Source organism: Burkholderia metallica (assembly GCF_902832845.1).
Lineage (GTDB): Bacteria > Pseudomonadota > Gammaproteobacteria > Burkholderiales > Burkholderiaceae > Burkholderia > Burkholderia metallica.
This window is the reverse complement of sequence record NZ_CADFDB010000001.1, coordinates 903,345-917,586: the sequence shown is the minus strand read 5'-3', so window position 1 is coordinate 917,586 and position 14,242 is coordinate 903,345. Positions and strand designations below refer to the sequence as shown.

At 68.8% G+C, this 14,242-nt stretch carries 11 protein-coding genes and 2 riboswitches; of the genes, 4 read left to right on the top strand and 7 right to left on the bottom strand.

Annotated elements, in window-relative coordinates; all coding sequences use genetic code 11:
• Positions 1-75: 75 nt before the first annotated feature.
• From HWX08_RS04020 to HWX08_RS03995, 6 genes are all read right to left on the bottom strand, one after another.
• Positions 76-984 (bottom strand): ABC transporter ATP-binding protein, encoded by a 909-nt coding sequence (locus tag HWX08_RS04020; RefSeq protein WP_069259981.1) that lies wholly within the window; start codon positions 982-984, stop codon positions 76-78.
• Between the two features lie 45 nt (positions 985-1,029).
• Positions 1,030-2,004, bottom strand: coding sequence for an ABC transporter permease (locus HWX08_RS04015; RefSeq protein ID WP_174919411.1), 975 nt, complete (start codon positions 2,002-2,004; stop codon positions 1,030-1,032).
• A 64-nt stretch (positions 2,005-2,068) separates the two neighbouring features.
• Positions 2,069-3,985 (bottom strand): allophanate hydrolase, encoded by a 1,917-nt coding sequence (gene atzF / locus HWX08_RS04010; protein ID WP_174919410.1) that lies wholly within the window; start codon positions 3,983-3,985, stop codon positions 2,069-2,071.
• Positions 3,982-7,581 carry an urea carboxylase gene (gene uca, locus HWX08_RS04005; RefSeq protein WP_174919409.1) on the bottom strand — a complete coding sequence of 1,200 codons (3,600 nt, stop codon included), beginning with the start codon at positions 7,579-7,581 and terminating at the stop codon, positions 3,982-3,984. Before uca ends, atzF begins: the two co-directional genes overlap by 4 nt.
• Positions 7,582-7,711: 130 nt before the next feature.
• The gene (locus HWX08_RS04000) at positions 7,712-8,368 is read right to left on the bottom strand and encodes an urea amidolyase associated protein UAAP2 (protein ID WP_174919408.1); all 657 of its coding nucleotides are present in this window, start codon (positions 8,366-8,368) and stop codon (positions 7,712-7,714) included.
• Positions 8,369-8,379: 11 nt separating this feature from the next.
• Positions 8,380-9,135 carry an urea amidolyase associated protein UAAP1 gene (locus HWX08_RS03995; protein WP_174919407.1) on the bottom strand — a complete coding sequence of 252 codons (756 nt, stop codon included), beginning with the start codon at positions 9,133-9,135 and terminating at the stop codon, positions 8,380-8,382.
• 57 nt (positions 9,136-9,192) lie between these two features.
• Positions 9,193-9,327: riboswitch (guanidine-I (ykkC/yxkD leader) on the bottom strand.
• A 432-nt stretch (positions 9,328-9,759) separates the two neighbouring features.
• Positions 9,760-9,881: riboswitch (guanidine-I (ykkC/yxkD leader) on the top strand.
• 137 nt (positions 9,882-10,018) lie between these two features.
• Here HWX08_RS03995 and HWX08_RS03990 point away from each other — a divergent pair.
• Positions 10,019-11,041: an ABC transporter substrate-binding protein gene (locus tag HWX08_RS03990; protein ID WP_174919406.1), complete on the top strand. Its 1,023-nt coding sequence runs from the start codon at positions 10,019-10,021 to the stop codon at positions 11,039-11,041.
• A gap of 188 nt (positions 11,042-11,229) precedes the next feature.
• On the opposite strand, the gene HWX08_RS03985 is transcribed toward HWX08_RS03990, so the two are convergent.
• Complete coding sequence (locus HWX08_RS03985) at positions 11,230-11,418, bottom strand: hypothetical protein (protein ID WP_174919405.1); 189 nt, start codon at positions 11,416-11,418, stop codon at positions 11,230-11,232.
• 209 nt (positions 11,419-11,627) lie between these two features.
• Here HWX08_RS03985 and HWX08_RS03980 point away from each other — a divergent pair, with 209 nt between their 5' ends.
• From HWX08_RS03980 to HWX08_RS03970, 3 genes are all read left to right on the top strand, one after another.
• Complete coding sequence (locus HWX08_RS03980; RefSeq protein WP_174919404.1) at positions 11,628-12,839, top strand: porin; 1,212 nt, start codon at positions 11,628-11,630, stop codon at positions 12,837-12,839.
• A 407-nt stretch (positions 12,840-13,246) separates the two neighbouring features.
• A complete protein-coding gene (pal, locus tag HWX08_RS03975; RefSeq protein WP_174919403.1) occupies positions 13,247-13,738 on the top strand; it encodes a peptidoglycan-associated lipoprotein Pal in 492 nt (163 codons plus the stop codon).
• Between the two features lie 280 nt (positions 13,739-14,018).
• Positions 14,019-14,183, top strand: coding sequence for a hypothetical protein (locus HWX08_RS03970; RefSeq protein WP_167375399.1), 165 nt, complete (start codon positions 14,019-14,021; stop codon positions 14,181-14,183).
• The last annotated feature ends 59 nt before the right edge of the window (positions 14,184-14,242 follow it).

The following is a 14,242-nucleotide window of genomic DNA, read 5'->3' as shown; positions in this document are numbered from 1 at the left end:
TAAAAACGCATTGTATCGATTCCGTTTGCAGTCGGATTCGTTACAGCCGTCCTGCCATTTCCGTTCACGTCTCATTCATTCGACGTTGTCCGACACGTCCGTCATGCGGATCATGTGCGGCCTCACACCGTCGTCCAGCGCCACCGCCTCCTTCGGATGGATCAGCGCCTCGAGCCGCGCCTTCGTCGCGATGAACTCGGGCGTATTGACCTGCGCATAGTCGCGCGGCCGTGGCACGGGCACTTCGATCAGTTCCTGCACCGCGCCCGGGTTCGCCTTCAGCACGAGAATCCGGTCCGCCAGAAAGATCGCCTCGTCGAGATCGTGCGTGATGAACAGGATCGTCACGTCGATGTTGCGCCAGATGTCGAGCAGGTGCGTCTGCATCCGCGCGCGCGTCTGCGCGTCGAGTGCGCCGAACGGCTCGTCCATCAGCAGGATGCGCGGGCGGTTCGCGAGCGCGCGGGCAATCGCCACGCGCTGCTTCATCCCGCCCGACAACTGGTGCGGATAGACATCCGCGAACCGCGTCAGCCCGACGAGATCGAGCCACTGCAGCGCTTCGCGCTCGGCCTGGCCGCTGCTGCTGCCGTTCATCCGCAGGCCGAACATCACGTTCTTCTTCACGGTGAGCCACGGAAACAGCGTATAGCCCTGGAACACCATCCCGCGATCGGCGCCCGGCCCCTGGACCGGCTTGCCGTCGAGCAGCACCTCGCCGCTCGTCTGCGCGTCGAGGCCCGCGAGGATGCGGATCAGCGTCGACTTGCCGCAACCGGACGGGCCGATCACGCACACGAATTCGCGCCGGTACGTACGGAAACTGATGTCATCGAGTGCGACGCACTCGCCCTGCGGTGTCGCGAAACGCTTGCCGACATGACGCACGTCGAGGATCACGTCGCGGGTTTTCATGCGCGCGAAGCGCTCGCGCACCGCGTCGGACTGCATCAGGTAATCGGGAACGGCTTGCGGGTTCTGCATGATGGCCTCTGCGGAAATCGGTCGATGGGAGTGCGGCAACGGGCGTCACGCTTTGAGCGTGCGGTCCCACGGAAACAGCCGGCGGCCGAGCAGCCCGAGCACGATGTCGGTGCCGAGGCCGATGATCCCGATCATCAGGATCGCCGCATACACGTTGTCGAAATGCTGGTAGCGCGCCTGCTGGCTGATGTACCACGTGATGCCCGAGCTCGTGCCGACGAGTTCGGCGACGATCAGGTAGGTCCACGCCCAGCCGAGCAGGATGCGCTGGTCGCGATACAGGTCCGGCAGCACGCCGGGGATCACGACGTGCGTGAGCAGCTTCAGCTTCTTCGTGCCGAGCGTCATCGCGGCCTCGAACAGCCCGTATTCGAGCTTGCGCGTCGTGTTCGCGACGATCAGCACCTGCTGGAACAGCGTGCCGATCACGATGATCGCGACCTTCGGCGCATCGTAGATGCCGAGGATCGCGACCATCAGCGCGCCGAACGCCGGTGCGGGCAGGTAGCGGAAGAACTCCAGGAACGGCTCCTGCAGCCGCGCGAGCACGCTGAAGGTGCCGCACACGATGCCGAGCGGCACGCCGATCGCGGACGAGATCACGAAGCCCCAGAAGATGATCCGGATGCTGTGCCACAGGCTCTCGTGCAGCCAGACGCCGTCGCGCGATGCCGGCGCGGTCGTGAACGCGGTGTAGAACGCGCGCAGCACCTGGTGCGGCGCGGGCAGGTAAACCGGGTTCGCACGCACGCCTTCGGGCACGGCCGCGTGCGTCGCACGCGCATGGGCGAGTTCGTCGTCGAACACGTCGCGGTCGATCTGCATGCCGGTCTGGAAATAGTCGACGCTGCCCGGGTTCGTGATGCGCATTTGCGGATGCCAGATGAACGGCACGTAACTGATCAGGCACCAGACGGCGAACGGCAGCAGGAAGGACGCCACGCCGAGCGTCCATTTGCCGCGGGTCGTCAGCTCGCGGCGCACGGCAAGCCATTCGGTCGTGTTGCGGGTCGTTGGCATGAAAATCTCCGTATCGTTTCAGGTGCCGGTCGCGCGGACGCCGGAGCGCCGCGCGACCGGACGTTCATTGCGATGCGCGTGCGGCTCGCTCGTCACGCGCGGCGCTCGCGCGGTACGCACGCCAGCCGCCGAAGTGCGTGATGTCCCGCGCGCCGTCGAGCGCCGCGCTTTCGCACAGGAAACCCTGCACGCGAGCGCCGTCCGCGAGCGTCAGCGTGCCGATGCCGAGCGGGTCGGCAATGCCCGCGACGAAGCTGCCGTATGCGTCCACCGGCATCTCCCAGATCTCGACCGCGATCGATGCGCCGCCGTCCGGCACACGCACGAGGCCCGGCTTGGCGACGCCGCCGGATGCCGCCGCGGCGAGCGCGTAGAGACGATAGGCGCTCGCCGTCGTCGTCGCGGCGACGAAACGCGCGCCTCGCTGCGTGAGCTGCCAGTTCAACGGTTCGCCTTGCAGATGCGCGCCGACGACCGCCACGCGCACGACGCCGGATGACGCGGCGAGCGCCGGTGCCGTCGTTGCACCCGCGTCGCCTGCGACTTCCGCCCGCAAGCCGCCCTCCTCGCCGCTGTCGCGTTCGCCCGCGTCGCACCACGCCTGCGCAAGATCGAGCAGCCGCGCGTCGTCGTGCGCACGCCCGACGAACGTGATGCCGAACGGCAACCCCACATGCCGCCCGGTTTCGCAGCGGCCGGCGGGCACCGCGATCGCCGACAGGTCGAGCAGGTTGACGAAGTTCGTGTAGTAACCGAAACGCGAATTGACGCCGATCGGGTCGGCTTCGAGTTCGTCGACGGTCGCCGTCGTCGGCGACGTCGGCATGACGATCGCGTCCAGTCCGTCCCAAGCACGGCCGGCCTCGACACGCAGCGTCGCGAGCGTGTCGAACGCGGCGAACGCATCGGCCGCGCTGAAGCGCGACGCGCCGCCGACGATCTCGCGGATCACCGGGTGCAACGCGTCGGGCTCCCGCGCGGCGAACGCACCGATCGCGGCGAGCCGTTCGGCAACCCAGGGGCCTTCGTAAAGCAGCCGCGCGGCGGCCAGGAACGGGCTGAAATCGATCTCGACGATCCGCGCGCCGGTTGTGCGCAGGCGCGCGAGCGCGGCGCGCCATGCCGCGCCATACGATTCGTCGCCGAAGAATTGCAGCTGATCGACGCGCGGCGTGCCGAAGCGCAACTGGTCGAACGGTCGCGCCGGTTGCGCGCGAAGGCCGTCCGCGCCCAGCAGCGGCTGCCATGCGCGCCCGTACGGATCGCCGTCGGTCACGCCGTGCGCGGCGGCGAACACCGCGCGCGCGTCGGCCGCCGAATGCGCGAACACCGACACGCAATCGAGCGACCGGCAGGCCGGCACGACGCCGAGCGTGCTCAACACGCCCTTGGTAGGCTTGAGCCCGACGAGCCCGTGGAACGCAGCCGGCACGCGCCCGGAACCGGCCGTGTCGGTGCCCAGGGAAAACGACGCGACACCGAGCGCCACGGCCACCGCCGATCCGGAGCTCGAACCGCCCGACGCCTGGCGCGGATCGAGCGCATTGCGGCACGCGCCATAAGGCGAGCGCTGGCCCGACAACCCGGTCGCGAACTGGTCGAGGTTGGTCTTGCCGATCGGGATCGCGCCGGCCGCGATCAGCCGTTCGACGACGGGCGCGCTGCGTGCCGGCGTGTACGCGTAGGCCGGGCACGCTGCCGTCGTCGGGATGCCGGCGAGGTCGATGTTGTCCTTGATCGCGAACGGCACGCCGTACAGCGGCAACGACGCGGGGTCGCGCCCGGCCAGCGCGTTGGCATGGGCCGTCATCTCGGCCTGCGTCAGCGGCCTGATCCACGCATGATGCGGATCGCCCGCGGCAAAATGCGCGGCGATCGCGTCGACGAGCGCATGCGGCGTCAGGTCGCCCGCCGCATAGCGCGCCCGCAGCGCGGCGATCGAGCGCACACCGGGCACGATCGAACGTTCCGTCGTGCTCATGCGACCTCCTCGGCGGCGCCCGCCTGCATCACCATCAGCCGCTGGCCGGCGACCACCGCCGCGCCCGGCGCGCAATCGATCGTCTCGATCGTGCCGTCTTCCGTCGCCGTCACCGCGACCTCCATCTTCATCGACTCGACGATCGCGACGACCTGCCCCTCGGTCACGCGCTCGCCGGCTTCGACCAGCACCTTCCACACGCTGCCCGACACGTCCGCGGCAATCGCGCGCTGCGTATCGGCGAGCACGCCGGCCTCCCGCGCGGCTTCCGCATCGCCTTGTGCCGCGTCGCCGACGTATTCGGCATGCCCGGCCGCCCGCCACCGTTCGCGCTCCGCGTCGAAAGCCGCCTGCTGCGACGCCTTGAATGCGGCGATCGAATCCGCCTCGTCGCGCAGGAAACGGTTGTATTCGCCGAGATCGAACACCGATTCCTCGATCTTCAGCCCGGCGCGCCCCGCGACGAAATCCGCGCGCAGGTCCGCCAGTTCCGCCTCGCTGACCTCGTAGAAGCGAATCTCGTCGAAAAAGCGCAGCAGCCACGGCTTGCCGGCTTCGAACTCCCGCGTGGTCCGGTGACGATTCCACATCTGGACGGTGCGGCCGACGAACTGGTACCCGCCGGGCCCCTCCATCCCGTACACGCACAGATACGCGCCGCCGATGCCGACCGCGTTCTCCGGCGTCCACGTGCGCGCGGGGTTGTACTTCGTGGTGACGAGCCGGTGGCGCGGATCGATCGGCGTCGCGACGGGCGCACCGAGGTACACGTCGCCGAGCCCCATCACCAGATAGCGGGCGTCGAACACGATGCGCTTCACGTCGTCGATGCCGGCCAGGCCGTTGATCCGCCGGATGAACTCGATATTGCTCGGGCACCACGGCGCATCGGGCCGTACCGACTGCATGTAGCGCTCGATCGCGACACGCGTCGACGGATCGTCCCACGACAGCGGCAGATGCACGATGCGGTTCGGCACGCGCATATCGGCGACGTCCGGCAATACGCGTTCGGCTGCCTGCAGATGCGCGAGCAGGGTGTCGAGCGGCAGCGTCCGCGCATCGAACTGCACCTGGAGCGAACGAATGCCCGGCGTCAGGTCGAGCATGCCGGGCAGACGGTGCGCATCGAGCCAGCACATCAGCGCATGCACGCGAAAACGCAGGTTCAGGTCGAGCACGAGCGGGCCGTATTCCACCAGCACGTTCCGGTCGCCCGAGCGCCGGTAGACCACGCCGATGCCGCCGCCGGCCGACGGGTCGCGATGCAGCACGCAATCGTCCGGCGCGTCCGGCGCGCTGCCCGGTGCCGCGCGCGCAACCGCGCCGGTGGCCGGCCCGGCCGACACGCGGGCGCGCACGAACTGCACGGTATCGCCGGGCCGCAATTGCCCGAGCTTCCACAACTCGTCCTGCACGACCGTCACCGGACACACGAAGCCGCCGAGGCTCGGGCCGTCCGGGCCCAGGATCACCGGCATGTCGCCGGTGAAATCGACCGCGCCGATCGCATACGCGTTGTCGTGGATGTTCGACGGATGCAGGCCGGCCTCGCCGCCGTCCGGGCGCGCCCATTGCGGCTTCGGGCCGATCAGCCGGATACCGGTGCGGCTCGAGTTGTAATGGACCGTCCACTGCGTGCGGTACAGCATCGCGATGTCGTCCGGCGTGAAGAAATCCGGCGCACCGTGCGGGCCGTCGAGCACGCCGAGGGTCCACGCGTGCGTGAGAGCGGGAATGTCGGCCGCGGCCAGCGCTGCGCCCGGTTCGCCGCGCCCGGCTTGCGCGTCCAGATGCAGCACGTCGCCCTTGCGCAGCGCACGCCCGGCATGGCCGCCGAACTGGCCGAGCGTGAAGGTCGCCTTGCTGCCGAGATAGTCGGGCACCTGCAGCCCGCCTTTCACGGCCAGGCACGCACGCACGCCGGCGCCCGTCACGCCGCCCAGCTTCAGCACCGCGCCGGGCCCCGCGCGCAGCACCTGCCAGAACGGTGCCGGTGCGCCGTCGAGCGATGCCGCGAGCGGTGCGCCGCCGAGCACGAAGAGCGTCTCGGCGTTGAAGCGCAGCGTCGCGCCGACCATCGTGAACTCCAGCCCGGCCGCGTCGCGCGCATTGCCGAGCAGCGCGTTCGCGAGCGCGAACGCGCGATCGTCCATCGGCCCGGACGGCGGCACGCCGACGTTCCAGTAGCCGACGCGCCCCGGCGCCTGCTGCACGGTGGTCTGCACGCCGCCGTCGAGTACGTCGATCGTGTGCGGCGCGAACGCGAAGCGCGACAGGAAGGCCGTCGTCGATGCGCCGCGCGCGAACGTGTCCGACCCGGCAATCGCGCGCAGATAGTCGAGGTTGGTCTCGATGCCGTACAGCTCGGTGCGCGCCAGTGCGCGCCGCAGCGCGGCCAGCGCGTCGCGACGCGTATCGCCATGCACGATCAGCTTCGCGAGCAGCGGATCGTAGTACGCGCTGATCTCGGTGCCCGCGTCGATCCATCCGTCGACGCGCACGTCGTCCGGAAACGCGACGTGCGTCAGCAGCCCCGCGCTCGGCAGGAACTGCTTGTGCGGGTCCTCGGCATAGATCCGCACCTGGATGCTCGCGCCGCGCGGTGCAACGGCGAGCGTGTCGAGCGGCGGCAGATCGCCCTCCGCCTGCAGGATCATCCATTCCACGAGATCGATGCCCGTCACTGCTTCGGTCACGCAATGCTCGACCTGCAGCCGCGTGTTCACCTCGAGGAAATAGAACTGGCGCGTCGTGGCGTCGAACACGAATTCGACCGTGCCGGCCGACGCATAGCGCACCGCGCGGGCGAGCCGCACCGCGCTCGCGTGCAGCGCGGCGCGCTCTTCGTCGGTCAGGCCCGGCGCGGGGGTTTCCTCGATCACTTTCTGGTTGCGGCGCTGGACCGAGCAATCGCGTTCGCCGAGCGCGATCGCACCGCCGCGGCCGTCGCCGAAGATCTGCACTTCGATGTGGCGCGCGTGCTCGACGAATTTCTCGAGATACACGCCCGCATGCGCGAAATTCGCTGTGCCGAGCCGCACGACGGAATCGAACGCCGCTTCGAGCTGCGCGGCGTCGCGGCACAGGGACATGCCGATCCCGCCGCCGCCCGCGGTGCTTTTCAGCATCACCGGATAGCCGATCGCATCGGCTTCGGCGCGTGCCGTCCGCGCATCGTCGAGCAGGCCCGTACCCGGCAGCAGCGCGACGCCCTGCGCGGCGGCGAGTTCGCGCGCGGTGTGCTTGAGCCCGAACGCGCGCATCTGGTCGCCGCGCGGCCCGATGAAGCGCAGGCCCGCGGCTTCGCACGCGTCGGCGAAACCGGCGTGCTCGGACAGGAAGCCGTAGCCGGGGTGCACGGCTTGCGCGCCCGTCTCGCGCGCGGCGGCGAGAATCGCCGCGACGTTCAGGTAGCTGTCGGCCGCCGGCGCGGGGCCGACGCGCACGGCTTCGTCGGCGAGCGCCACATGGCGCGCGTCGCGGTCGGCGTCGGAGTAGATCGCGACCGACGCGATCCCGAGCCGCTTCAGCGTGCGGATCACGCGGCAGGCGATTTCGCCGCGGTTCGCGACGAGGACTTTGTCGAATCTCATGCTGCCTCCCGACGGGCTGCCCCGGTGCAGGCAATCGCCCCCGTGGAGGGCCGCGAACGTGTCGTCGGTCCGGCGTCGCGCTTGAGCGCGTACGCCAGCTCCGTGCAAAGCAAGCGAGCGTGGAACGTGTTCATTCGCCCTCCCAGATCGTGAGGCGCACCGGCGTCGGGTTGTACCCGTTGCACGGGTTGTTCAGCTGCGGGCAGTTCGAGATCAGCACCGTGACGTCCATCTCCGTGCGCATCTCGACGTACTTGCCCGGTGCGGAAATGCCGTCCTCGAAGGTCAGCCCGCCGAGCGGCGTGACCGGCACGTTCATGAAGAAGTTGACGTTGCCGACGAGGTCGCGCTTGGTGAGCCGCGCGCCCGCGCCGCACGTGCAGTGCGCGATCGCGTTGAGGAAGCTGTCGCGGCAGTTGTGCATGTGCCGCTTGTCGAGCGCATAGCGCACGGTGTTGCTCTCGGCCGCGCACGCGCCGCCGAGCGTGTCGTGACGGCCGCAGGTATCGGCGACGATCGTCGCCATCGGGTTGCCCCGGCTCGACAGCAGCACGCTGCCCGCGCTCAGGTACAGGTTGCGCTGCGCGCGGATCGTGTCCTGCGCGCTGTAACGCTCCTCGGGGTCGTCGGACCGGTAGAACAGCGTGTCGACGGCCTGATTCCCTTCGAGGTCGAGGATGCGGAACACCTGCCCGCGCTTCAGGTCGTGCAGCCACGGTTCGCCCGCGTTCAGAATCGTGTCGTGGATCGCATCGCGCGGGTCGAGGCGGCTTTCGATGATCGGCATGGCTCGGCTCCTTACGCAAACAGGCGATCGGTGTTGGCGAAGCCGCGCACGTTCTCGGCGCACGCGCGGCGGCACGGGTCGTCTTCCGGTGCCGCGCCGTCCGCCGGATACGCGCGGTACGCGATCAGCTTCACGGCCTTCGGCGCGTAGTCCGGGTGCGGATCGAGCGGATGCGGCGCCGTCGAAAATGCCGCCAGCGTGTTCATTTCAAAGCGCAGGTCGACGGTGCTGCCGGCCGGCGAATGTCCGGTGACGAAGTCGAGCGCGCCGTCTTCGCGCGTGTCGAGCTTGCTGAAGAAATTGACGTTCGCGACGAGGTCGCGCGCCGACAGCCCGTACTTCGCCAGTTCGAGCACGAGGCTGTCGCGGCCGTTGCGGATCATCGCGTTGCGATCGGCCTGGTACGACGTGGTGCCGTACTTGTGCGCGAAGAGCCGCGCATCGCCGACGCCGCCGAGCGGGTCGTGCCAGCCGAGCGTGTCGGCCGTGATCGACGCGATCACGCGCCCCATGTCGGTGTACAGCGCATGGCCGCGCGTGAGATGCGCGGTGTGCTGCGCCTTCAGCGTGTCGGCCATGTTGTAGCGTTCGAGTGGGTCTTCCTGGCGATGAAACACGGCGGACAGGTTGGCGCCGCCGTCGACATCGACGACGCGCAGCGCGAGACCGCGGCGCAGGATGCCGGACCAATGGGTTCCGGCGGGAATCAGCGTTTCCCACACGACGTGTGGCGGCGGGGCAAGGACGGCTTGGGGGCTCGGCGACATGGCGGCTCCGTGGTCGGTTGGACGAAAGGCGTGAGAGGGCGACCGAACGACATCGCGACCTCCCGGGCTTTTATCCCTCCGTGGAGCCTCGCCGTTTCCTCGACTCGAGGAGAAGGACAAGACCGGATTGCTCTCGGACCAGCCATCGCGCGGCGCGAACGCCGCACGACCGGAACCCTAGCGATCCTGAAGATGATGCAAATTGCTTCGCACCTCTCGGGCATCGAATAAGCGAGTTGCGTGCCAGCGGTGGCGGAATCGCCGCGCCACGCGGCTTTCCGGCATGCGCGCATCGACAGGCACTGCACCGGATGCGGGTGGCTGCCCTCGCGGCGGGCGTGCCGCGCACCATGCAAACGCGCCCCCGCACCGACGCAGTGCGCGTCGCGTCCGCCCGCACCGCGCGATCGTCGATGGCATGCGCATTGCTGGATGCATGCACCTTCACTCGCTACGGCCCACCTCATGAACAAGCTCGACCTGCTCCGGCGCGTGCTGAGCGCGCTCTTCTCCGCCCGCTTCATCGAACTGCAGCGCGCATCGCGCCGCCGCTGAGGCCGCCCGCAGCGTGCCGTTGGCACGCTTCTCGCTCGACATGACGCCGAGAGGTGCGGCGGCGTCGCATCTTAGGGGTGCTAGGGTTCCGGTTCATCGAACGTCTGGTCCGAGAGCAGCCCGGCGCGGATTCGTCCGGTCGCGAGACCGGACGCGCACACGCTACACGGCGGGACAAAAGCCCGGGAGATTGGCGATGGCAACGGCCGTCGCGCCTCTCCGTGGCCGCTTCGTTCGTTCCGCATCCGCAGGAACCGGCCACGCGGCCGGACCGTGCACTGGCATGGTCCGTATCGACGATCCCGATCCCGGTCTCCTGGAGAAAACGATGACCCGTCCCGCCCCGGCGCTGCGCCGCCTGCTGTCCCGCCGTTCCGTCCGCCACGCATTGGGAGCGGCCGCCACGGCCGCCACGCTGCTCACGACACCCGCCGCGCACGCGGCAGCGCCGCTCAAGATCGGCTACAGCGACTGGCCCGGCTGGGTCGCGTTCCAGGTCGCGCTCGACAAGGGCTGGTTCAAGGAGGCCGGCGTCGACGTCGATTTCGAATGGTTCGATTACTCGGCATCGCTCGACGCGTTTTCCGCGGGCAAGCTCGACGCCGTCGCGGCGACGAACGGCGACGCGCTCGTGACGGGCGCGGCAGGCGCGAAGAACGTGATGATCCTGCTCACCGACTACTCCGCCGGCAACGACATGATCGTCGCGAAGCCGCCGCTGCGCAGCGTCGAGGCGCTGAAGGGCAAGAAGGTCGGCGTCGAACTCGGCCTCGTCGATCATCTGCTGCTCGAAACCGCGCTGCAGAAGCACGGGCTGAAGGACGGCGACGTGACGCTCGTGAACGCGAAAACCAACGAACTGCCGCAGGTGCTCGGTTCGTCGACCGACATCGCCGCGGTGGCGGCCTGGCAGCCGAATGCGGGCGAGGCGCTGAAGCGCGCGCCGGGCGCACGCGCGATCTTCACGTCGGCGGATGCGCCGGGGCTGATCTACGACGCGATCACGGTCGCGCCCGCCAGCCTCGCCGCGCGCCGCGCCGACTGGGCCAAGGTAATCAAGGTCTGGTATCGCTGCGTCGCGTACATCGGAGACCCGAAGACGCAGGCGGACGCGGTGCGGATCATGTCGGCGCGCGTCGGCCTCGCGCCGGAACAATACCTGCCGCTGCTGAAAGGCACGCACCTGCTCGACGAGGCTGCCGCGAAGCGCGCGTTCCGCAAGGGCGACGGGCTCGATTCGATCTACGGCTCGACGCGCAACGCGAATGCGTTCAACGTGCGCAACGGCGTGTACAAGCAGTCGCAGGACGTCGACGCGTATATCGATCCGCGTCTGGTGACGCCGCATTGACGGGCGCGGGGCCGGGTTTCAGGCGCCGGCCCCGCACCTCGGCACATACGTGCATCCTGCTGTTGCCGCCGCGCGTTGTTTGCATCGATGCGCGGCTGCGTCCGGAGGCGCAAACCGCGGCACCACTGCTCCGATTAACGGCCCGAAACAGGGCTGCGGGAGCGGTATCGCGCGATCGGCAGCGAACGTCACATGCTCGTCGCGACCAAAAGGCTGCGACTCGGAGATGAGATCGCCCTGCCCGCCCCCGCGTCGAACACGTCGAATACCGTCGAACCAGCACGGCATCGCGGCACAACAGGTTGATCATTCTCGACGTCGTGCCACAGCGCCGGCACGTGCACCATCGCATCGCAATACCGGATCGTGTCGGCCATGGGCTCGGAGTCGCCACGCGTGCCCGAGCCCGTCGACGGCCGGCCGCCGCGCCGCTGCCTGAACCTCGACCCGCGTCCGCCTCGCCGCGATTCCGCGCGATTTCGCAGAGGACCTTTCCTGTGCAACGCCTTAATCGCGCGTCGCCCGATCTCCAATAATGGCCGCTCGACCCGCCCGCCACCGGGCCGGGAAAACGATAAAAACTCCTATGCATTCCTACAAGATGAACCAGCACGCCAGCACTCGACTCGCGGGGACCGCCATTGCCACCTGCCTGACCGCCCTTGCGGCGGCCAGCGCACACGCACAAAGCAGCGTGACGCTGTACGGCCTGATCGACACGTCTATCACCTATGCGTCCCACCAGCGCACGCACGGTGCCGGCTCGCCGGGCAGCGGCGCCGTCGCGATGACGAGCGGCGCGCTGAACGCGTCGCGCTGGGGGCTGCGCGGCCGCGAGGATCTCGGCGGCGGGACGGCCGCGGTCTTCACGCTCGAAAACGGGTTTTCGGGCACCACCGGCGCGCTGTCGCAGAAAGGCGTCGACATGTTCGGCCGCCAGGCATGGATCGGGCTGAGTTCGAAGACGGCCGGCACGATCACGTTCGGCCGCCAGTACGACCTGATCCTCGATTTCGTGACGCCGCTCGGCGCGTCCGGCCCCGGCTGGGGCGGCAACCTCGCGGTGCATCCGTACGACAACGACGATTCGAACCGCAACCTCCGGATCAACCACGCGGTGAAGTACACGAGCCCGACGTATCGCGGGCTGACGTTCGGCGCGATGTACGGCTTCTCGAACACGGCCGGCCAGTTCGCCAACAACGCGGCGTGGAGCGCGGGCGTGTCGTACGCGAACGGGCCGCTGAAGCTCGGCGCCGGCTACCTGAAGATCAGCCGCGACCGCAACGTGCCGAACCCGAACGGCGCACTCAGCACGGTGGACGGCTCGGCGACGATCACGGGCGGCAACCAGCAGATCTGGGCGATGGCCGGCCGTTATGCGTTCGGGCCGCATTCGGTCGGCGCCGCGTGGTCGCACTCGGCCACCGACGGCGTGACGGGCGTGCTCCAGGGCGGCGGCATCGCGCCGCTGAAGGGCGAATCGCTGGTGTTCGACAACTTCTCGGTCGACGGGCGCTTCTTCGTCACGCGGGCGTTGAGCGTCGCGGCTGCCTACACGTACACGATGGGCCGCTTCGATACGCGCACCGGCCAGACGCGCCCGAAGTGGAACCAGGTCGTCGCGCAGGCCGACTATGCGCTGTCGAAGCGCACCGATGCGTATCTCGAAGGCGTGTACCAGAGCGTGAGCGGCGGCAACGGCAACCCCGCGTTCAACGCGACCGTGTGGACGCTGACGCCGTCGGCGAACAGCAACCAGGTCGTCGTCGCATTGGGGCTGCGGCACAAGTTCTGACGATCCGCCGCGCGCCGCGACGCAGCGCTACGCCGTTGCGCCGACCGCGTGCGGCTTGCGTTCGGGCACGGCTCGATCGTCCTGCCTCCCGCCGCCGGGGCCGTGCCCGTGTGCGGCCCTGGCGCCATGGCGGCACCCGGCAAGACGGCAGGAATGCGGCCCGGGGTGTCGCATCGGCGCAAATAAATGCGGAGAAACTGGTCACGCTGTGACATTTTTCCTAATCTGTTTGCAGCGGCGCCGTGATTCGGCGCTCCGGTCGCAACACTCTTTCATATGGCGCACCACCGGCTTACGAACACGATTCACGTCGTGCGTACCGGATCTTTCGCGCCGTTGCGGCCGGATACGGACGTGCCGATCGCACGCCCCGCGCGTTCAACGCAGTCAACCGCAGGAGACGAACGATGAGCAAAATGAACCGAATTGCGGCCCTCGCAACCGTCGTGCTGCTGGCCGGGTGCCATCACGCGGCCAAGACGCCCGAGAATGCCGGCATGGCGCCGGCCCCCTCGAGCGAAGCCGTCGCAACGGTGACGGCCGACGACCTCAATAATCCGAACAGCCCGCTCGCGAAGCGCAGCATCTACTTCGATTTCGATCAGTACTCCGTCAAGCCCGAATACCAGTCGCTGCTGCAGGCGCATGCCGATTACCTGCGCAGCCATCCGGCACGGCACGTGCTCATCCAGGGCAACACCGACGAACGCGGCACGTCCGAATACAACCTCGCGCTCGGCCAACGCCGCTCTCAAGCCGTGATGAGCGCGCTCGAAACGCTCGGCGTGCAGGCCACGCAACTCGAAGCCGTCAGTCTCGGCAAGGAAAAGCCGGTCGCGCTCGGCCACGACGAGGAATCCTGGGCGCAGAACCGCCGCGCCGATCTCGTCTATCGTTGATCGCAAGCCATCGTGCAGGCGGCTCGCGTGGGGCGACACCCGCCGCGCGCCGCCTGTGACGTGCGGCGCCGTCCGCGCGTCTGGTTCATGTACGTTTCGCCGGTGAAGCCCAGGTGACGATTCGGGCGCCGTGCGCCCCTCCGATCCGTCCCCGTCGCATTCGACGACCCGCAACCAACATGGAATAAACGCCCCGCCCGAAACGTTTCGTCAGCGCGCAGGCGCACGGTTCACGCGAACCGGCCTTTCCCGCGGCCTGCGCGTCGCAAGGAGGCGGAACATGAAATCGGCAACGTTGGCCGCGGCGCTGATCGCCGCGCTGGTGCTCGTGCTGTCGGCGGGATGTACGTCGTCGGGGAGCGGCCCCGCGCAGGGGCCGGGCATGAGCCGGTATGGCGGTGGCGGCTCGGGCGGCAGCGGAGGCGCAGGCGGCAGCGGCTACTGAAGGGCCGCCGCAAAAAATCGGGCGAGGCGCCGCGCGCGCCGGAAACCGGCTGGATCGCA